Raw genomic sequence first — 20288 nt, 5'->3', positions numbered from 1 at the left:
TGCTACTTGCCTCCTGTGGACACCCCGTAGGCAAAAGCCCCCCAGGCTAAACCCCGCGATGCCCGTATTTGCGGGCTGCACCGATTGACTGTGACTTGGCGTTATAATTTCCGGTCTATTGCTGACCCTGTTACCCAACCTTAGCCGTTTCACAACAAGAGAGCATGATGGGCGCATTCGATGCCATCCGACCCTATGCCGACGCAGAAGTGCGCCCAGTACTGGCGCGCCTGCTCGCCGACCCGGCGTTTCTCGGCACCCTCACCCGTTTCCGCTTTCCACGGCTTGCCGGGCCATTGGGCTGGCTGCTCAAGCCGCTGATCGCCGCACGGCTGCGCAGCGAATTCGCCAGCATCGACTCGGTCGCCGGCCTGCAGCAGAAGATCGAGCCTTACATCGATCGCACCATCGAACACGCCAGCGACGGCATCAGCTACTCCGGGCTGGAGCACCTGCAGCCGGGCAAAGCCTATCTGTACCTGGCCAATCACCGCGACATCGTCATGGATCCGGCCTTCGTCAACTACGCCGTCTACCATGCCGGCCTGCAGACGCCGCGTATCGCCATTGGCGACAACCTGCTGCAGCGTCCCTTCGTCAGCGACCTGATGCGCCTGAACAAGAGCTTCATCGTGCACCGCTCGATCAGCGGACGCCGGGAAAAACTCGCGGCGTATCAACTGCTCTCGGCCTATATCAGCCATTCGATCCGCGAAGATGGTGAATCGATCTGGATCGCCCAGGCCGAAGGCCGGGCCAAGGACGGCGACGACCGCACCGATTCGGCCATCCTCAAGATGTTCCACATGAGCCGCAAGGACGAGCCGTTCGCCGAGGTGATCGACTCGCTCAACCTGATCCCGGTCTCGATCAGCTACGAATACGACCCCTGCGACCAGGCCAAGGCCCGCGAACTGAGCGTGCGCGCCGCCACCGGCAGCTACACCAAGGCACCAGGCGAGGACGACGCCAGCATCGCCCTGGGCATCACCGGCTACAAAGGGCGCGTGCACCTGCATTTCGGCCCACCGGTGGCCGGCCTGGAAGACACCAAGCAGCTCGCCCTGGAGATGGATCGCCATATCCTCGGCCAGTATCGCCTGTTCCCGGTGCACTACCTGGCCTATGCCATGTGGGAAGGACGCGAAGACGATCTCGGCGTACCAGCAGCCTCCGAGCTGTTCGCCGCAGCCGAATTGAGCAAGGCCGAAGCCGAATGGCGCAAGCGTCTGGCCGCCTGCAGTGCCGAGCAGAAACCCTACCTGATCCTGCAGTACGCCAACCCGGTACGAAACCAGTATCGAATCAAGGCAGGCCTGCCGCTCTGAGGGCGGAGAAACAAACGAAAACGGCAGCCCAATGGCTGCCGTTTTCGTTTAGCGCATGACCGTTACAAACGGGTGCTGAACCAGGACAGCACCAGCGCCGCACTCAGGCAGATCGCACCAAAGCGATAAAAGAAACGGTTGATGCGCAGAGTGCGCTCGTCAAACAGAGGAACCTCGTCGAGGCCATCCAGCTCGCCCTGGGCCAGCACCCGAGCCTGCACACGCTGCTCACGCAGACGCGTCATCAACCACAACCAGCCACCGGCCACAGCGAAGAACAGCGCCAGAGCATTCACTGCCACGCCTGGATGGGCAAGCAGCAGCGACCACAACACCTGCAGCGACATGCAACACCTCGAGTTCAGCATGGTGCAGGGCTGACGACACCGCACCAGAATGGGGATTACGGCTGAAAAACCACCTTGTTCAGCCCTCCAAAGTCGCCGCGCAGTGTACTGAAATCCCACTTTTATAAGGTTCGTTTCCGACGAACGCGGTTCGCTATCCCGAAATCGTCTGAAAACTGTCATATGCCTGGCCTAGGGTTTGTATCTCTCAGAGTGACCAAACAGTCACGACTGTTACTGGAGCCTCAACCCTCATGTCCTAGGAGGACTTGCCATGCTTAACCCTCAACCGCTGGATCGCGATTACCTGATCGACTCGCTGGATGAAGTGGACGCCGTGGTCGACGAACTTTCCTTCAATGTGCAGGATCAGCACTGGCTGGTTTACTGCGCCCTGGGCGGGCATGAGCACTATGACCTGCCGGACATCGACAACCGTACCGGCATGAGCCTGCCGGAACTCTACGAGCAGGCCGCCTGACCCCTTCAGAAACGAAAACGCCCCGAATGATTCGGGGCGTTTTCGTTTCACCAAGGCTCGTCGAGCGCTGGCGATCAGCCGCGAGCGGCCTTGATCACGTCGATATAGGGCTCGGCGTTGCGTTGATCCTGAATCAGCGCAACGAAGTCGTTGCCCTGGGCGTCGACAGCCGACAGGTCATGACCGGCCGCGACGAAGAAGCCGACGAAGCGCTCGAAGTCATCCACACGCAGGCCACGATAGGCCTTGACTAGCTTGTGCAGCGAAGGCGGCGTGGCATCGGCCGGCTCCACCGTGAGAAACAGCTTGATCGAGTCGTCGCTGATTTCTTCGCCAATCACCTGCTTCTTGTCTTTACGCATCGCCCGCTCCCGCCAAGCATTACAGAGGGCCGGCAGTGTAGCGCCGTCACAAGCGCGGCTCAACGCGCAGCAGAGCACGCTACCACGCAGCGAAAGTGCACGACAGCCGACCTAGGTCAAACCGCGAGACGTGCAGCGCGCCCTATAATGCGCCGAGCCGCTAGGGTCTGTTGACGTCTCCGCACAAGCCGCGTTGCTGCGAGAAATGGCTCCCGGTTAGGCGCAGGACGCCGGTAATGTGCAACAACAGCGGGAGTCATTTCCCGAGCACCCCGAAGAGCCAGTTTTAGCGCGGAACGTCGTTACTCGACGGCTCATTTGGACGACCACAAAAACGCCAGGAGCGTTTTTGCGCGCAAGCCCCGAAGGGGTAAAGCACATAGATGTCCTGAAAAACTCGCGTCTCGTGCCTAGCCCCGCGTAAAACAGGCTCCGGCGCGGTCGCGGCGAAACGTCAACGGCCCCTAGGGAGCCAGCATGTCACGTCAATCGCTGCCGCTGTTCACTGCCTGGCGCCAGACCCTGCGCGCCGGATACTCCTGGAAAGCCCTGCGCGGCGACCTTAGTGCCGGGCTGACGGTCGGTATCATCGCCATCCCGCTGGCCATGGCACTGGCCATCGCCGTCGGCGTGGCGCCGCAACATGGCCTGTACACGGTGCTGATCGCCGCCCCACTGATCGCCCTGTGCGGTGGCTCGCGCTTCAACATCTCCGGCCCCACCGCCGCCTTCGTGGTGATCCTCCTGCCGATCACCCAGCAGTACGGCCTGGGTGGCCTGCTGTTGTGCACACTGATGGCCGGGGTGATTCTGATTGTCCTCGGCCTGTTGCGCGCCGGGCGGCTGATCGAGTTCGTCCCTTACCCGGTCACGCTGGGTTTTACCGCTGGCATCGGTATCGTCATCGCCATCCTGCAGATCAAGGATCTGCTCGGCCTGGAACTGGCCGCCACGCCACAGCATTTTCTCGACAAACTGGCCATGCTCTCCGATGCACTGCCAAGCCTGCAGCTCGGCGATACGCTGGTCGCGGCCTGCAGCCTCGCGACGCTGCTGATCTGGCCACGACTGGTGCCCAAGGTGCCCGCCCATCTGGTGGCACTGGCCGTAGGTGCACTGCTGGCGCTCGGGCTGGAGCGCCTTGGATTGCCCGTCGCAACGCTGGGCGAGCGCTTCAGCTACACCCTCGATGGCATCGAATACCCCGGTATTCCACCGTTCCTGCCGGATCTGGCGTTGCCCTGGGCATTGCCAGGCCCCGATGGCCAACCGCTTGTATTGTCGTTCGAACTGATCCGCCAGTTGCTCGCCCCCGCCTTCGCCATCGCCATGCTGGGCGCCATCGAGTCACTGCTCTGCGCCGTGGTCGCCGATGGCATGACCGGCAGCAAGCATGACCCGAACGCCGAACTGATCGGCCAGGGTCTGGGCAACCTCGCTGCGCCATTCTTCGGCGGCATTACCGCCACCGCGGCGATCGCGCGCAGCGCCGCCAACGTGCGCGCCGGCGCATTCTCGCCGCTGGCCGCGATCATTCACGCCGGTGTGGTGCTGGCCGCCATCCTGCTGCTGGCGCCGCTGTTCAGCTACCTGCCGATGGCCGCCCTCGCCGCCCTGCTACTGATGGTGGCGTGGAACATGAGCGAGGCACGCCACGTCGTGCACACCCTGCGCATCGCCCCACGCGGCGACGTGCTGGTATTGCTGACCTGCCTGGTACTGACGGTGCTGTTCGACATGGTGCTGGCCGTCGGCGTCGGCCTGCTACTGGCAGCCGGCCTGTTCATCAAGCGCATGAGTGAACTGACCGACACCGCAGCGCCAAGCCGGCGCCAGCGTCTGGTTCTGCAGGACTTGCCGGAGCAGGTGCTGGTCTACGTGATACGCGGGCCGCTGTTCTTCGGCGCTGCGGAGAAAGCATTGAGCGTGCTGCGCCGCTTCAGCCCGGAGGTGAAAGTGGTGATCGTCGACATCAGCGCCGTGCCGCTGCTGGACATGACCGCCATCGCGGCGCTGGACAACGTACTGCGCGACTACCACAAGCAAGGCGTAGCGTTGATCCTCAGCGGCCCAAGCGCCCAGGTACGCCTGCAACTGCGCCGCGCCGGCATTCACCGCCAGCCCGGGCAACTGGCCTACGTGCATGACCTGCCGCAGGCACGGGAGAAGGCGCTGCGCTGGCTGGATGACACGCCGAAAGAGGCGCTCCTCGAGTAGGGTGCGCCATGCGCACCGGGAGCAACGCTAGGAAAAGCCGGTGCGCGCGGCGCACCCTACTCTCCTCGCACCTGCCGGGGCTTACAGCCCCTTGACCGCGAAGATGCCAGCAGCGTTGCGCCAGTAGCCCTTGTAGTCCATGCCGTAGCCGAAGATGTAGCGGTCGATGCACTGCAGGCCGACGTAGTCCGCTTTCAGATCCGGACGCGCCTTGCGCTGGTGATCCTTGTCGATCAGCACCGCGGTGTGCACCGCACGCGCGCCGGCATGGCGGCAGAAGTCGATGATCGCGCCCAGGGTATGGCCTTCGTCGAGGATGTCATCGACGATCAGAACGTCGCGGTCGATGAAGGAGACTTCCGGCTTGGCCTTCCAGAACAGTTCTCCGCCACTGGTCTCGTTGCGATAGCGCGTCGCATGCAGGTAGGACGCCTCCAGTGGAAAATTCAGCTTGGTCAGGAGCTTGCCGGAGAAGATCAGACCGCCGTTCATCACGCAGAAGACCACGGGGTTGCGCTCGGCCAACTCGGCATTGATGCGGCTGGCGACCTGATCGATAGCGGCCTCGACCTCGGCTTCGGTGAACAGGCAGTCGGCTTCCGCCATGACTTGGCGAATGTGCGCGAGATCGACGGACATGGTGGCGTTCTCTCTTGATCGGGGCGTTTATGAGTGACGGCAACAGCAGAAAGCTGATCGACTCGTCAAATAAAAGCGGGCAAAGGTACAGACCCATGCAGCACTTGCCAAGTGGCGGCTGACCGGCGTTATGCAAGCGCTTCACCTCACCTCGTGACCGATTAGTCACTCACCACTTGGCATAAGCAATGCTTTACTCTAACGCGATTTTTACCAGAGCCTGTTGGAGACCCCAGCTTATGCCCATCCGTGAGATCCGCCACCCGCTGATCCGCCACAAAATCGGCCTGATGCGCCGCGCCGACATCAGCACCAAGAACTTCCGTGAGCTGGCCCAGGAAGTGGGCGCGCTGCTGACCTACGAAGCGACCAACGACCTGCCGCTGGAGTCCTACGAGATCGACGGTTGGGCTGGCCCGGTACAGGTAGAGAAGATTGCCGGCAAGAAGATCACCGTGGTGCCGATCCTGCGCGCCGGCATCGGCATGCTCGATGGCGTGCTCAGCCTGATTCCCGGCGCCAAGGTCAGCGCCGTCGGCGTCGCGCGCAACGAGGAAACGCTGGAGGCACACACCTATCTGGAGAAGTTGGCCCTGGGTATCGACGAGCGCCTGGCGCTGATCATCGACCCGATGCTGGCCACCGGTGGCTCCATGGTCGCCACCATCGACCTGCTGAAGAAGGCCGGCTGCAAGGAAATCCGCGCCATGGTGCTGGTCGCGGCGCCTGAAGGCATCGCCGTGGTGGAGAAAGCGCACCCCGACGTGACCATCTTCACCGCCTCCATCGATCAGCGTCTGAACGAACACGGCTACATCATTCCGGGCCTGGGCGATGCCGGTGACAAGATCTTCGGCACCAAGCAGAAGGACGCCTGAGCATGAGCCAGCAGGAATTCAACGATCCGCTGTGGCGCCAGGGCATCTCCGGCGCGCAGATGCTCTTCGTGGCCTTCGGCGCCCTGGTGCTGATGCCACTGATCACCGGGATGGATCCCAACGTCGCGCTGTTCACCGCGGGTATCGGCACCCTGCTGTTCCAACTTGCCACAGGCCGCCAAGTGCCGGTTTTCCTGGCATCGAGCTTCGCTTTCATCGCGCCGATCCTGGTCGCCAAGGAACAATTCGGCTTGCCAGCCGTGCTCGGCGGTATCGTCGCCTCGGGCTTCGTCTACATGATTCTGTCGGCCGTGGTGAAGTTGAAAGGCCCCAGCTTCATCGACCGCCTGCTGCCTCCTGTGGTGATCGCGCCCGTGATCATCTCCATCGGCCTGGCGCTCTCCCCGGTCGCGGTGAACATGGCCATGGGCAAGGCCGGTGACGGCAGCGTGCAACTGGTGCCCTACACCACAGCGATGATGATCTCCATGCCGGCACTGGTCACCACCTTGCTGGTCGCCGTGCTGGGCCGTGGCATCTTCCGCCTGGTTCCCATTCTCGCGGGTATCGCCGTGGGTTGTGGCCTGGCCGGGTTCTTCGGGGTGATCGACACCAGCGGCATCGCCAATGCACCCTGGCTGGCCATGCCGGCCTTCGTCGCGCCGGAGCTGCACTGGGGCGCGATTCTGTACATGGTTCCGGTCGCCCTGGCGCCAGCCATCGAGCACATCGGCGGTGTCGTGGCCATCGGCAGCGTGACGGGCAAGAACTACGTGAAGAAGCCTGGTCTGCACCGCACCCTGCTCGGTGACGGCCTGGCCAGCTCGGCGGCCGGTCTGTTTGGTGGCCCGCCCAACACCACCTATGCGGAAGTCACCGGCGCGGTGATGCTGACCAAGAGCTACAACCCGAAGATCATGACCTGGGCAGCCGTGTTCGCCATTGCCCTGGCCTTCGTCGGCAAGTTCGGCGTGGCCCTGCAGAGCATTCCGGTACCGGTGATGGGCGGTATCCTCTGCCTGCTGTTCGGTTCCATCGCCGTGGTCGGCCTGAATACCCTGATCCGTCATCAGGTGGATCTGTCCGAGGCACGCAACCTGATCATCGTATCGGTGACCCTGGTATTCGGTATCGGCGGCATGGTGATCGGCGGCGATGAATTCGCCTTGTCGGGCATTTCCCTGTGCGCCATCGCCGCACTGCTGCTCAACCTTCTGCTGCCAGGCGGCGCCGGCTGGAAGAACAAGGCGCTGGACGAGCAACAAGAATCCTGATGTAGAGCGCGATCCTGCGCTTCAAAAACAAACGCCCCGAACCAGTCGGGGCGTTTGTTTTTGCGTAGGGTGCGCCATGCGCACCGATTGCCGATGATGGTGCGCACGGCGCACCCTACGGACAAATTACCAACCTACGCCAAAGCCCAGGGTGTAGCGGGTCTCGTCGAGATCGCCTTCGGCGCCGCTGACGATATCCTTCTCCGCCTTCATGTTCAGCGAGGCCCAGTCGGTGACCTTGTAGCGCAGGCCCACTTCGGCATCCAGGCTGTAATCGGCGGCGCCACTGAGCGGACGACCGACCTCACCGACGCTGAACAGCTCGACGGTCTTGCCAATCAGATAGCGGTTGTAATCCCACTTCACGCTCAGCGCGTAGAAGCGATCCTGCTCGCCGTTGCTGTAGCGATAGTCGCTGCGGTTGGCCAGGGTGGCGATGGAGAAGGCGCCCAGTTCGTCGTCCCAGAACTGATAACCCGGGCCGGTACCGATGGTGCGCTGGCGCTCGACCTCTTCGATACGGTCACGCTTGTACTCGAAGCGCCCCTGCCAGAACCACTTCTCGGTGATGAAGCGGTCAAGCGCGTATTCAGCGCTCCAGTTGTCGGTGCTGACCACATCGTTCTTCAGTTCACGGTTGTAGTCGGCAATCGCGTTGTGTCGCCACTGGCCATGACGCGCCTGGGTCTTGATATCCACGTCATAGTCATCGGAATCGCGCTCGCCACGCTTGTAGTCCAGACCGAGGTCGATATTGCCCTTCCAGGTGAAATCCTCCACCAGCGGTTTGGGCTTCATGATCTGCTCGATCTGCGCCAGTTCGATGGTCTTCGGCGCCTCACCGTTGGCCAGGGTGACCTTGCCAGGTTCTGCAGCCAGCAGCGATTTGGCCCGCTCGCCGTCGACCGGACCGAGCTTGACCAGCAGTTCGTGGTCACTCTCCAGGGTGGCGACTTTTTTCCAGTCCAGCGGAATGGAGCCACCGTAGTCGGTTTCCAGCAGCAGTTTGCTGCCATCGAAGAAACGGATGGTACCGGTGAGACGGTCTCCATTTTTCAACCAGACGGTATCGGCGAAAGAAGCGGAACTGCACAGAGCGATGCTCAGACCAAGCAGGGACAGCGATGTAGAGCGCGGCATAAGAGTAGGCAATGGCGTTGGTGGGCGAAAGCCGGGCATTATCCGCAACCCCGGCGCCAGAGCAACAGGTGACCGGGGCAAATCCGCAGAGTTCAGCTTTTTCCGCCCAATGGCTGTGAAATCGACTGAAGATCGGCGCACCACGGCGTCCGCGCAGCGCCTCACCAGCCCACGCCCACACCGATCAGATAGTGCCGATCAGAAACGGTCTGGCCCTGCCCACGCAGTTGATCGAGCTCGTACAGAAGCGACAAGCGCGCCCACTGGTTGAGTCGATAACGCAGACCAAATTCGCTGTCGAGCACGTAGTCGATCTCATCGATGTGTGGAATCTGCAGTTCGGCATTGGCGTAGAACTCCAGGCGCGTGCCCCATAGCAAGCGTTTGTAATCCAGCTCCAGGGACGTGGTATTGAACGCCAGGTCGGCGACATCCGACTCCAGACGCACGCGATTGAATTGCCCGATCAGATCGAAGCGGCCCAGTTCGTCGTCCCAGAAGCGGTAGCCTGGGCCCGTACCCGCGATGCGCTGACGGTCGATGGCTTCGAACTCATCCTCGCTCTGCTGCAAGCCAACCCGCCAGAACCATTGCTCGGTGAAGAAGCGGTCGAGGTCGTACTCCAGCTCCCAGTTATCCTCGACCTTTCTGTCGTTCTTGGTTTCACGCTCCAGCTCGCCATTCAACACATGACGCCAGCGCCCATGTTCGACGCGGGTATTGCCCTTGAGCTTCCACTCGTCGACATCGTTCTGATTGCGCTTCATGTCCAGCTTGGCGTCGAGGTTGCCCTCCCACAGTCGGTCTTCCAGCAACGGTCGCGGCGGTATCAGGCGCTTGATCTCGGCCAATGGCAGCACGTATTCGCGCTCGCTCTGCACCCGCACCATGCCGCTGCCAGCGGCAGCCAACCTTTCGCTGCGCTCGTTGTCGAAACCGCTGCGCCTCACCAGCAGAGGCTTGTCTGAACTCAGGGTGTCGATATCCTTCCAATCGATCAGCACCTGGCCGGCGTACTTGGTCTTGAGCGCCAGCTTGCCGCCATCGAGCAGAATGATCTCGCCTGAAAGCCGATCGCCATTGTCGAGCCAGACGGTATCGGCCCACGACGGCGCAGCCAGGGTATAAAGGACGCAGACGAGCAATAGACGCAGCAACATAGAAGGACGACCCACATGGGCAAGATGAACCCGGCAGAGTCTGCATGGCCGGCTTCGCCACCGGCAAGCGCCGAGGCGCGCCGTGAGGCGCTGTATCTGGTGCTGGCGCAGATCCCGGAGGGCAAGGTAGTGAGCTATGGCGAACTGGCCGAGATGGCCGGCCTTGGCCGCGCCGCACGCTGGGTCGGGCGAACCCTCAGCCAACTGCCTGATGGTTCGCGCCTGCCCTGGCATCGAGTGATTGCCGCCGGTGGCCGCCTGAGCCTGGCCGCAGGAACAGCCTCTGGCGCCGAACAACGCGCGCGTCTGCGCGCCGAGGGCGTCAGCATCCTGAACGAACGTGTGGATATGCGCCGCCATGGCTGGCGTCCACTGGAGCACAGGTAGTAGGGTCTGTTGTCGTTTCAGCGCGACCGTGCCGGAGCCTGTTTTAGCGCGAGACAAGGCACGAGGTGCGAAGTTTGGTCGCCCAAATGAGCCACCGAGTAACGCCGTATCGCGCTAAAACAGGCCCGGCCCTTCGGGTTGCGCGAAAAATCTCGCCATGCGTTGTTGTGGAACTTGGCAAGGGGACACCATTACCTGCGTTCCACGCCTAGCCTGGCGAGATTTTACGCAGCAACACGGCTTGCGCTGAAACGACAACAGACCCTAGAGTGCGCCCTACGAACCACCCCCACCTTAGATTCGAGCCAATGCCACGCAAATCCTGGCGAGAAGCCCTCGCTGCCTACGCCAGCCCCGCAACGCTGGCGCTGCTCCTGCTCGGTTTCGCTGCCGGCCTGCCCTACATGCTGGTGTTCTCCACCCTCTCCGTATGGCTGCGCGAAGCCGGCGTAGCGCGGGAGACCATCGGCTTCGCCAGCCTGATCGGCCTGGCTTACGCCTTCAAATGGGTGTGGGCACCGATGCTCGACCAATGGCGTTTGCCGTTGCTGGGCAAACTGGGGCGGCGCCGCTCCTGGCTGGTTCTGTCGCAGTGCCTGATCGCCATCGGCCTGCTGGGTATGGCCAACTACGACCCGCAGACCCAGCTCAGCAGCCTGATCGGTCTGGCGGTATTGGTAGCCTTCGCCTCGGCCACCCAGGATATCGCGGTGGACGCCTATCGCCTGGAGATCGCCGAAGACAATCGCCAGGCCGCACTGGCAGCCGCCTACATGGCCGGCTACCGGGTTGCCGCACTGCTTGCGACGGCCGGTGCCCTGTACCTGGCAGAGGGCTTCGGCTCGACCGCCAAGGAATATCAGTTCAGCGCCTGGACCGGCACCTACTTGGTCTTCGCCCTGCTGATGTTGCCAGGGCTGATCACCACCCTGTGGATGCGCGAACCCACGGCGCCTGTTCCAACCCGAGCGGCACCGCCCAAGCACGGTTTCCTGCTGCAATCGCTCGCATTGCTGGCGGTGATCACCCTGGTGATCTCCGTGCCGACCATGTTCATCCAGTTCTACCAGAGCGACCTGATGCTCATGCTACGGGGCGATCTCACCCCACACGATCTGCTCTACAACGACCGCGCCTTCCTGCGCGCCATGCTCTACACGACCCTGACCTGCATCTCCGTTTCCGGCCTGGCCTGGGGCGGCCTGGCGCCCGTGCTGAAGACGGCGACAGAACGCTACGGCTTCTTCCACCAACTGCTCTCGGTACTGCTGCTGATCATTCTGTTGATCTCGGTGCCGGCGATGTTCGCCCAGTTCTACGACAGCGATCTGCATCTGGTCTGGCAAGGCCAGCTCAGCCTGCAGGATCTGCTCTACTACGACCGCGCCTTCCTACGTGCATTGCTCTATAGCGTCCTCACCGCCCTGTCCATTTCCAGCCTGTTCTGGGGCGGCATGGCGCCAGTGCTGACCCCGGTCAACGACTTCATCGTGCGCTATCGCTGGCAGGCGCTGCTGCTACTGGCGCTGATCGCCACCTATCGCCTGTCCGACACGGTGATGGGGGTGATGGCCAACGTCTTCTACATCGACCAGGGCTTCACCAAGGAACAGATCGCCAGCGTCAGCAAACTGTTCGGCCTGGTCATGACGCTGCTCGGTGCCGGCGTCGGCGGGCTGTTGATCGTGCGCTTCGGCATCATGCCGATCCTGCTGATCGGCGCGGCCTCCTCGGCGGCGACCAACCTGCTGTTCATGCTGCTGGTGAACATGGGGCCGCATCTGCCAATGCTGACCCTGACCATCTCAGCCGATAACTTCAGTGCCGGTCTGGCCACTTCGGCGTTCGTCGCCTACCTCTCCAGCCTCACCAACCTGAAGTTCTCGGCCACCCAATACGCCCTGCTCAGTTCCATCATGCTGCTGCTGCCCCGTTTGATCGGCGGCTACTCGGGCGTGATGGTGGAAAAGCTCGGCTACGCCCAGTTCTTCCTCGCGACCGCGGTGATGGGCATACCGACCTTGATCCTCATCGTGATCCAATGGCGGCGCGACAAGCGTCAGGGCAACGGCGACACGCCAACGGCGGCGGCGCACCCCACAGCGGATGCCCTGAAGAGCTGACAGACAAAGGCCGCACTTTCTCTTCGAAAGCGCGACCTTGTCGATTACAACCAGAGCGCAGCCTGCTAACGCCCCTGTTGCACCACCTGAACCATACGCGGCGGCTGCGCCAGCTCTACGCCTTCGGCACGCAGACGATCACGCACGTTCTCGTTGAGCATGAAGATCACGCTCCAATAATCACTGGCGGCCGTCCACATGCGTAGCGACAGGTTGATCGAACTCTCGGTCAGACTGGCCACCACCACCACGGGCGCCGGCTGCTGTTGCACGCGCGAATCCTTGGACAGCTCCAGCAGAACCTGGCGCGCCTTGGCCAGATCGGCGTCGTAGTCGAGCTTCACGTCGTAGAGAATCTGCCGCGTCGCCTGGCGCGAGTGGTTGGTGATGATGCCGTTGGACAACGTCCCGTTGGGCACGATCACCGTCTTGTTGTCGCCCGTGCGCAAGACCGTGTGGAAGATCTGGATGTAATCGACCGAGCCGGAAATCCCCTGGGCCTCGATGAAGTCGCCCGCCTTGAATGGGCGAAACAGCATGATCAGCACGCCGCCGGCGAAATTCGCCAGGCTGCCCTGCAAGGCCAGGCCGATGGCCAACCCGGCGGCACCGATCATGGCGATGAAGGAAGTGGTTTCCACACCGATCATCGACGCCACGCTGATCACCAGCAGGATCTTCAGCACGATGCCGATCAGGCTGTCGATGAAGCTGCTCAGGGCGCGATCGACTCGACGCCCTTCGAGCAAGCGCCCGACACTTGCGGTCAGTCGGCCAATCAGCCACCAGCCGATAACCAGCGTGACCAAGGCCAGCATCAGCTTGCCGCTATATTGCAACACCACTGGCAGCCAGGCCTCGGACAGCCTGACCAGTTCATCGACATTCATATCCATAGGACACTCCTTCTGCGCACGAAACAGAACCGCCACGGCAAGCCATGGCGGTCAGGGCAACAGAAGAGTCGACGCGAGCGAGGGGGTCTAGGTTCCCTCAGGGCGTGAATCAGTCGCGGAAGTTGTTGTACTGCAGCGGCATGCCGAACTCGTGGCTGCGCAGCGCCGCGATGGCCTCTTGCAGGTCATCACGCTTCTTGCCAGTAACCCGTACCTGCTCGCCCTGAATGGCGGCCTGAACCTTGAGTTTGGCCTCCTTGATGTGCGCGACGATCTTCTTCGCCAGCTCCTTGTCGATGCCTTCGCGGAAAGTGACTTCCTGCTTCATCACCTTGCCCGAGGCATAGGGCTCCTTGGTTTCCATGCACTGGCAGTCGATCTTGCGTTTGATCAGGCTGCTGCGCACGATATCGAGCATCTGCTCGAGCATGAACTCGGCTTCCGCGGTCAAGGTCAGCGCCTTGTCCTTGCTCTCGATGCTGCACTTGCCGCGCAGATCGAAACGGCGATCCAGTTCCTTGATGGCGTTGTCGACCGCATTGGTCAGTTCGTGTTTGTCCAGTTCCGACACCACGTCGAACGAAGGCATGAGCTTGCTCCTGATGGACGGCGCGATACTCTTCACGGAGTGAGCGCGCCTGACTTGACGATAACTATGGCGAGCCCATTATAACCAGTCTCATACACGCCGTTTGGCGTCCTTCCTATCTGCCTGCGAGCCCGCCCCATGCCCAACCCCCATCTCAGCATCCTGGTGGTGGACGATGCCAAGTTCTCCAGCGCCATGATCGGTCGCGCTCTGAGTCAGGCCGGCTATCAGGACGTACGCTTCGCCAGCAGCGCGGCCGAAGCGCTGCAGTTGCTCGAACAACGCCCCGCCAGCGTGCTTCTGGCCGACTGGCTGATGCCCGAGATGGATGGCCTGGAGCTGACTACGCGCGTACGCCAGCTGGACGAAACCGCCGACCACTACACCTACGTCATCCTGCTGACCGGCAAGGAGGGCGAGAACGTGCTGAGCGAGGCCTTCGACCGTGGCGTCGACGACTTCATCAGCAAAGCGGCGATGAACGAGCAACTGGTGCCGCGTGTGTTCGCCGCCGACCGCCTGTGCAACACCCTGCAGCGCCTGCTCCACGAAAATCGCATGCTCACGCAGAACATCGCCAGCCTGGAGCGACGCAACCTGGTCGACCCGCTCACCGGCCTGGGCAACCCGCGCTACCTGCGGCAGAAGCTGACCGACAGCCTGCGCCAGATCGAGTCACGCGGCGGTGCCGTGTGCTACCTGCTGATCGGTTTGCAGGACGCTGGCCAGTTGCGCAATCAGTACGGTGATCGTTTCTACAATGAGCTGCTGCACAGCGCCGCGCGCAGGCTGCAGCAACTGGTGCGTCCCCTGGACGTGCTGACCCGCCTGGATGATGACCACTTCGGCCTGATCACCCTGCTCGAAGACCTTCACGAGTGCTCGCCGAGCAGCTTCAAGCGCCTGCACGAGGGCCTCAATCTCAAGGCGTTCAAGACCAGCGAAGGCTTCATCACGCTCAAGGCCGGCATCAGCCTGGTCGGGCTGGACGCCAAGGCGCTGCCGGCCACCCCCGAGCAACTGATCCAGCACGCGGAAAACCTGCTGGCAGAGTCCTACGCCAGCGGCCGCGTAGCCGCCATGCGCCTGCCGCTACCATGACCTGGCACATTCTCGGTGCCGGCAGCCTGGGCACGCTCTGGGCTGCCCGTCTGGCCCGCGCAGGCGTACCGGTAAGATTGATCCTGCGCAACCATGAGCGCCTGGCTGCCTATCAGGCCGCTGGTGGCCTGACCTTGATCGAAGGCGACCAAGCCAGCCAATACGCCATCCCCGCCGAATTACCGCAGACTAAGGCGCCCATCCAGCGCCTGCTGCTGGCCTGCAAGGCCTATGACGCCGAAAACGCCGTGGCCGAGCTGGCGCCACGCCTGGCCGAAGGCGCCGAACTGCTGCTGCTGCAGAACGGCCTGGGCAGCCAGCAGGCCGTCGCCCAACGCCTGCCCGGGCGACGCTGCCTGTTCGCCTCCAGCACGGAAGGTGCGTTTCGCCAGGCTGACTTCCAGGTGGTGTTCGCCGGCAACGGTCATACCTGGCTGGGCGACCCCGAGAATCCGCAAGCCCCCCTCTGGCTGGAAGAACTGCAACATGCCGGTATCGCTCACCAATGGAGCCCGGACATTCTTATGCGGCTCTGGCGCAAGCTGGCGCTGAACTGTGCGATCAATCCGCTGACCGTGCTCTACGGCTGCCGTAATGGTGACTTGCGCGAGCACCCGGCCGAGGTCGCCACACTCTGCGCCGAACTCAGCGAGCTGTTGCAACGCTGTGGCCAACCTGCCGCGGCTGACAACCTACACGACGAGGTGCTACGCGTGATCGTCGCGACAGCGGCCAACTACTCCTCGATGCATCAGGACGTCGCCCAGGGCCGACGCACCGAAATCACCTACCTGCTCGGCTATGCCTGTGCCGCCGCCCAGCGTCACGACCTGCACCTGCCGCATCTGCATCATCTGCAACAGCGACTACTGGATCACCTGCGCGAGCGCGGCCTGCCTCTGAATTGAGTAGATGGGCAGGTGCCGCATTGACGTGGCAATGACCAGACAGCCGCGCTAACCTGCCGCTTCCACCCATCGTCACGACAGCCCGATGAAACTGCGCCAGCACCTCGAAAATCTTCCCGTCGGCCGCAAGTTGCTCGCGGCCCTGCTGGTGCTGGTCGCCGCCGTGCTGCTGATCGCCAACCTGACCTTTATCAGCGCGGCCTACTGGATCACCCAGCAGAGTATGGCGCCCCAGGCCCTGCATACGCTTGGCCGCCTGATCGCCAGCCCGGCGCTGAGCAAGGAAGCCTTATACTCGCCCGCCTCGGCCGAAGCCCTGCTCAAGCGCCTGGATGATTACGCGCCACTGCGCGCAGCGGTGATCTACGACAGCAACGGCGTCAGCCTGGCGCAGCTGCAACGCGGTGAAAAACTGCGCCTGCCTCAGCAGCTGAGCGAATTGGATAGCTGGCGGGAAACGGCCTTCCGTACCAATCTGTTGGTGGAGTTGCCCCACCCCAGCGGGCGCTCCGGGTCACTGCTGCTGGTCGCCTCCAGCGAGCTGCCGGGCGCGTTCTATACCGGCACCCTGACTGCCAGCCTGGTGATCCTGGCCTTGAGCGTACTGCTCTGGCTGCTGGTCGCCCGGCAGATCAAACGCCTGGTGACACGCCCGATCCGCCGCCTGGAGGAGCTCTCGCGCCAGGTCACGCGTGAGGAGAACTACGCCCTGCGCGCCGCCCGTGGCAACCGCGACGAGATCGGCGGCCTGGCCGATGCCTTCAACACCATGCTGATGCGCATGGAGGCCCGTGAACAGCAGCTCAAACGCGCTCGCGACGATGCCCAGCAAGCCTTCGACCAGGCGCAGAACCTGGCCGAGGAAACCCGTCACTCCAACCGCAAACTGGAACTGGAGGTGCAGGTTCGCAGCAAGATCGAGAAGAAGCTCACCGGCTTCCAAAACTACCTCAACAGCATCATCGACTCCATGCCCTCGGCGCTGATCGCCCTCGATGAACAGCTCTACGTCACCCAGTGGAACCAGGAGGCCAGCGTCCTCTCCGGCACGCGCCTGGATGAAGCGCTGAACCAGCCGGTGTTCCTCGCCTTCCCGCCACTCAAACCCTTTCTCGCCAAGCTCAAGCGCACGGCCGAGCAGCATCGGGTAGAGAAGATCGAGCGCGTTACCTGGCACAAGAACGAAGAACCACGGCACTACGCCCTGACGTTCTACCCACTGATGGGCGGCACCGGGCGCGGTGTGGTGATCCGTATCGACGACATCACCCAGCGCCTCTCGCTGGAGGAAATGATGGTGCAATCGGAGAAGATGCTTTCCGTCGGCGGTCTCGCGGCCGGCATGGCTCACGAGATCAACAACCCGCTCGGCGCCATCCTGCATAACGTGCAGAACATTCGCCGACGCCTCTCCCCCGAGCTGGAGAAGAACCTGGAACAGGCCGAGCAGGCTGGCGTGAGCCTGCAGGCCATCGAACAGTACATGGAAGGGCGCGAGATACCGCGTCTGCTCGATGGTATCCAACAGGCCGGTCAGCGCGCCGCCAAGATCGTCACCCACATGCTCAGTTTCAGCCGCCGCAGCGACCGTCAACTGGCGCCCTGCGACCTGCCGGCGTTGATCGATCAGGCGCTGGAAATCGCCGGCAACGACTTCGACCTGGCCGACAGCTTCGATTTCAAGGCCTTGCAGATAGTCCGAGACTTCGACCCCAATCTCGGGCCTGTGGCCGCGACCGCCAACGAGCTCGAACAGGTGCTGCTCAACCTGCTGAAAAATGCCGCGCAGGCCATTCACCAACGCGACGATGACCAGGAGCCTGGACGCATCACCCTGCGCACGCGCCTGGCGGGCAACTGGGCGGAGATTCAGGTGGAGGACAATGGCACCGGCATGAGCGAAGCCGTCCGCAAACGCATCTTCGAGCCGTTCTTCACCACCAAGGAAGTAGGCCAGGGCACCGGCCTAGGCCTGGCCGTTTCCTATTTCATCGTCACCAACAACCACAAGGGACAGATGGAAGTGCAATCCACCGCCGGCCAGGGCACCTGCTTTACTCTGCGATTGCCGATGAACGCCACTTTCGACACCAGTACAGGGCACTGAACCATGGGTTACCGTCTTTCCAAGATCTATACGCGTACCGGCGACAGAGGCGAGACCGGCCTGGCCGATGGCCGCCGGGTAGGCAAGGATCATCCGCGCATCGAGGCCATCGGCGAGGTCGATACGCTGAACAGCCAGCTGGGCCTGCTCCTGGCCGACCTGCAGGAAGCACTGGGCCAATGGCCGGGGCTCGCTGAGATCGTCGAGGTGTTGGCCCCTTGTCAGCACCGCCTGTTCGACCTCGGTGGCGAGCTGGCCATGCCCGATTACCAGGCGTTGCAGAGCGGCGAAATCGAACGCCTGGAAGCAGCCATCGATCTCTGGAACGACGAGGTCGGCCCGCTGCAGAACTTCATCCTGCCCGGTGGCTCGCGCCTGATCGCACAAGCCCATGTCTGCCGCAGCTTCGCCCGCAATGCTGAACGCCATTGCCAGCACCTCAACGCCGTAGAACCGCTACGCGCCGAAGGCCTGGCCTACGTCAACCGCCTGTCAGACCTGCTGTTCGTCGCCGCCCGCCTGATCGCCAAACGCCAGGGCATCGCCGAAGTGCTGTGGAAGGCAGCGGACAAGCCGTAGGGAGTCGCGGGGCCGCTGTCCACATATCAGCAGTTGGGTAGGGTGCGCCGTGCACACCGGGAATACCGCGGTGCTTGCTTGGTGCGCACGGCGCACCCTACACCGGCCAGAACGCGCGGATACCGGCGACACCTTGCGCCCCTGCCTGCCAGGCACGCTCGGCATCACCCGGCCCGACACCACCGAGCAGATAAGCCGGGATGTTGCAGCCGACCAGCAATTCGCGGGCAACGTCCCAGCCCAGCGGCTGCGCCTCGGGATGAGTCGCCGTCGCCTGCACTGGCGACAGCGTGACGAAGTCCACGCCCATCTGCGCAGCCAGGGCCAGTTCTTCGGCACTGTGGCAGGACGCCGCCAACCAGCGGTGCTCAGGGAACGGACGACCACTGCTGACGTACTTGCGCAGTTGCTCGGCGGTCAGGTGCCAACCAGCGGCCGGGAAATCGCCCAACCACTCCAGCGGCCCCTTGAGCATCAGTTGCGCCTTGCCGGCGCACAGGCCCTGTATGTCCACGGCCAGATCGCGGTACTGCGGGTCGAACATCTTCGGCGCCCGCAGCTGGATCAAACGAGCACCCTGCGCCAATGCCGCACGCACGCCAGCCATCAACTCAGCAGGCTCCAGCCCCTCCGGGGTAATCAGATACTCAGTGGGCAGCCTTGCGGCGGCGACAATAGGCCTATTGGCCGCAGGGAATTCATAGTCGAGCAGTTCCCGCTGGGTCACCCACGCCAGCGGCTGGCCCTCCGCACCATGCGGCTCACCGGAGAAAGCCGACACCTCCCAGACATCCAACAGTACCTGCTTGTCCGGATAGTCATGGCGCACCTGGATCAGCGGCCGCGCCGCCGTGGGCTGGATACCCAACTCTTCTTCCAGCTCACGTGCGAGGGCGACGCGCACATCCTCGCCCTCTTCCACCTTGCCCCCCGGAAACTCCCAGAGGCCGCCCTGGTGCTTGTCGTCCGGACGTTTGGCAATGAGGATGCGGCCGTCCTCAGCCAGGATGACCGCCGCGGCCACATGAACACGTTTCATCCACGATTCTCCTGCAGAGCAGCCTGATACCAGCGCTCAAAGGCCGGCCAACGATAGAGACTTTCGACGTAGGCAGCCGCCACCTCCGGCAGCTCCACTCGATAACTGCGCAGGCGCGCCGCCACCGGAGCATAGAAGGCATCGGCGATGCTCAACTGGCCGAACAGGAACTCACCACCGCTGCCAAAACGGCCACGGCAATCGCTCCATAGCGCGCAGATACGAGCGATGTCCGCAGCCGCATCAGCGGGGATCTCGGCCAGCGCCTGGTCGCGTGCCAGATCCATCGGCAGATGGCTGCGCAGAGCGATGAAGCCGCTGTGCATCTCGGCGCAGACACTGCGCGCCACAGCGCGGGCATAGCCGTCGCGTGGCCACAGTTGCGCGTCTGGATAGGTTTCAGCCAGGTATTCGACAATGGCCAGCGAATCCCAGATCGGCCCCTGCTCGGTGACCAGCACCGGCACCTTGCCAGTCGGCGAATAACGTAACAGGCGGGCGCGACTATCAGGCTGAAAGAGACGTACCAGCACCTCATCACAGGCAGCGCCGCTCAGGTCGACCGCCAATGCCGCACGCAGCGACCACGACGAATAATTCTTGTTACCTACCACCAGTTGCAGAGCCATCTGAGCGTTCCTTTCATCGACCATTCAATTGTCAGGGACGTTAAAAGCCCAACCCCAAAAACGCAAATTCCCGCTGGTCATAGGGGCATGAGCAGCGGGAATGA

The 20288-nt window shown here is 62.8% G+C and carries 19 protein-coding genes and 1 pseudogene; 11 read left to right on the top strand and 9 right to left on the bottom strand.

The genetic code is table 11. From position 1 onward, the window contains the following. The first annotated feature begins 164 nt into the window (after positions 1-164). Positions 165-1328, top strand: coding sequence for a 1-acyl-sn-glycerol-3-phosphate acyltransferase (locus HS968_RS05265; RefSeq protein WP_182370457.1), 1164 nt, complete (start codon positions 165-167; stop codon positions 1326-1328). 62 nt (positions 1329-1390) lie between these two features. Here HS968_RS05265 and HS968_RS05260 read toward each other — a convergent pair whose 3' ends face one another. Further along, a complete protein-coding gene (locus tag HS968_RS05260) occupies positions 1391-1675 on the bottom strand; it encodes a hypothetical protein (protein ID WP_182370456.1) in 285 nt (94 codons plus the stop codon). A 274-nt stretch (positions 1676-1949) separates the two neighbouring features. On the opposite strand from HS968_RS05260, the gene HS968_RS05255 reads away from it, so the two are divergent. Next, complete coding sequence (locus tag HS968_RS05255; protein ID WP_106738952.1) at positions 1950-2156, top strand: hypothetical protein; 207 nt, start codon at positions 1950-1952, stop codon at positions 2154-2156. A 74-nt stretch (positions 2157-2230) separates the two neighbouring features. Here HS968_RS05255 and HS968_RS05250 read toward each other — a convergent pair whose 3' ends face one another. Continuing rightward, positions 2231-2518 carry a PA4642 family protein gene (locus HS968_RS05250; protein WP_182370455.1) on the bottom strand — a complete coding sequence of 96 codons (288 nt, stop codon included), beginning with the start codon at positions 2516-2518 and terminating at the stop codon, positions 2231-2233. Between the two features lie 477 nt (positions 2519-2995). Between HS968_RS05250 and dauA the strand changes: the two genes are divergently transcribed. Beyond that, on the top strand, positions 2996-4735 hold the full coding sequence (gene dauA, locus HS968_RS05245) for a C4-dicarboxylic acid transporter DauA (protein WP_182370454.1): 1740 nt from the start codon (positions 2996-2998) through the stop codon (positions 4733-4735). Between the two features lie 81 nt (positions 4736-4816). Here dauA and HS968_RS05240 read toward each other — a convergent pair whose 3' ends face one another. Further along, entirely contained in the window at positions 4817-5374 is a 558-nt protein-coding gene (locus HS968_RS05240; RefSeq protein WP_182370453.1) for a hypoxanthine-guanine phosphoribosyltransferase, read from the bottom strand. A 239-nt stretch (positions 5375-5613) separates the two neighbouring features. Here HS968_RS05240 and upp point away from each other — a divergent pair, with 239 nt between their 5' ends. Beyond that, the gene (gene upp, locus HS968_RS05235) at positions 5614-6252 is read left to right on the top strand and encodes a uracil phosphoribosyltransferase (protein WP_119694782.1); all 639 of its coding nucleotides are present in this window, start codon (positions 5614-5616) and stop codon (positions 6250-6252) included. A gap of 2 nt (positions 6253-6254) precedes the next feature. Then, positions 6255-7526, top strand: coding sequence for a uracil-xanthine permease family protein (locus HS968_RS05230; protein ID WP_179623958.1), 1272 nt, complete (start codon positions 6255-6257; stop codon positions 7524-7526). A 126-nt stretch (positions 7527-7652) separates the two neighbouring features. On the opposite strand, the gene HS968_RS05225 is transcribed toward HS968_RS05230, so the two are convergent. After that, entirely contained in the window at positions 7653-8666 is a 1014-nt protein-coding gene (locus tag HS968_RS05225) for a DUF481 domain-containing protein (protein WP_182370452.1), read from the bottom strand. 161 nt (positions 8667-8827) lie between these two features. After that, positions 8828-9826, bottom strand: a complete 999-nt coding sequence (locus HS968_RS05220; RefSeq protein ID WP_182370451.1) for a DUF481 domain-containing protein — start codon at positions 9824-9826, stop codon at positions 8828-8830. Positions 9827-9841: 15 nt separating this feature from the next. On the opposite strand from HS968_RS05220, the gene HS968_RS05215 reads away from it, so the two are divergent. Next, on the top strand, positions 9842-10213 hold the full coding sequence (locus HS968_RS05215; protein ID WP_182370449.1) for an MGMT family protein: 372 nt from the start codon (positions 9842-9844) through the stop codon (positions 10211-10213). Positions 10214-10521: 308 nt separating this feature from the next. Next, the gene (locus tag HS968_RS05210; RefSeq protein WP_182370448.1) at positions 10522-12336 is read left to right on the top strand and encodes an AmpG family muropeptide MFS transporter; all 1815 of its coding nucleotides are present in this window, start codon (positions 10522-10524) and stop codon (positions 12334-12336) included. 65 nt (positions 12337-12401) lie between these two features. On the opposite strand, the gene HS968_RS05205 is transcribed toward HS968_RS05210, so the two are convergent. Together HS968_RS05205 and HS968_RS05200 are read right to left on the bottom strand one after the other, a co-directional pair. After that, on the bottom strand, positions 12402-13232 hold the full coding sequence (locus tag HS968_RS05205; protein ID WP_182370447.1) for a mechanosensitive ion channel family protein: 831 nt from the start codon (positions 13230-13232) through the stop codon (positions 12402-12404). A gap of 109 nt (positions 13233-13341) precedes the next feature. After that, positions 13342-13821, bottom strand: coding sequence for a YajQ family cyclic di-GMP-binding protein (locus HS968_RS05200; RefSeq protein ID WP_119694788.1), 480 nt, complete (start codon positions 13819-13821; stop codon positions 13342-13344). 135 nt (positions 13822-13956) lie between these two features. Between HS968_RS05200 and HS968_RS05195 the strand changes: the two are divergent. From HS968_RS05195 to HS968_RS05180, 4 genes and pseudogenes are all read left to right on the top strand, one after another. Then, positions 13957-14922, top strand: a pseudogene (locus HS968_RS05195) (response regulator); the annotation flags it as partial. Then, complete coding sequence (locus HS968_RS05190) at positions 14919-15830, top strand: putative 2-dehydropantoate 2-reductase (protein WP_182370446.1); 912 nt, start codon at positions 14919-14921, stop codon at positions 15828-15830. The pseudogene HS968_RS05195 and the gene HS968_RS05190, both read left to right, overlap by 4 nt. An 85-nt stretch (positions 15831-15915) precedes the next feature. Beyond that, entirely contained in the window at positions 15916-17937 is a 2022-nt protein-coding gene (locus HS968_RS05185) for a HAMP domain-containing sensor histidine kinase (protein WP_182370445.1), read from the top strand. 3 nt (positions 17938-17940) lie between these two features. Beyond that, positions 17941-18516: a cob(I)yrinic acid a,c-diamide adenosyltransferase gene (locus tag HS968_RS05180; RefSeq protein WP_119694791.1), complete on the top strand. Its 576-nt coding sequence runs from the start codon at positions 17941-17943 to the stop codon at positions 18514-18516. A gap of 97 nt (positions 18517-18613) precedes the next feature. Here HS968_RS05180 and HS968_RS05175 read toward each other — a convergent pair whose 3' ends face one another. After that, positions 18614-19555, bottom strand: a complete 942-nt coding sequence (locus tag HS968_RS05175; protein ID WP_119694792.1) for a Nudix family hydrolase — start codon at positions 19553-19555, stop codon at positions 18614-18616. Next, positions 19552-20184 carry a glutathione S-transferase family protein gene (locus HS968_RS05170; RefSeq protein ID WP_182370444.1) on the bottom strand — a complete coding sequence of 211 codons (633 nt, stop codon included), beginning with the start codon at positions 20182-20184 and terminating at the stop codon, positions 19552-19554. Before HS968_RS05170 ends, HS968_RS05175 begins: the two co-directional genes overlap by 4 nt. Positions 20185-20288: the final 104 nt, after the last annotated feature.

This window comes from Pseudomonas berkeleyensis, assembly GCF_014109765.1.
GTDB lineage: Bacteria > Pseudomonadota > Gammaproteobacteria > Pseudomonadales > Pseudomonadaceae > Aquipseudomonas > Aquipseudomonas berkeleyensis.
Note: the sequence above shows the minus strand (reverse complement) of the source record. Positions and strands in the feature narration are given on the sequence as shown.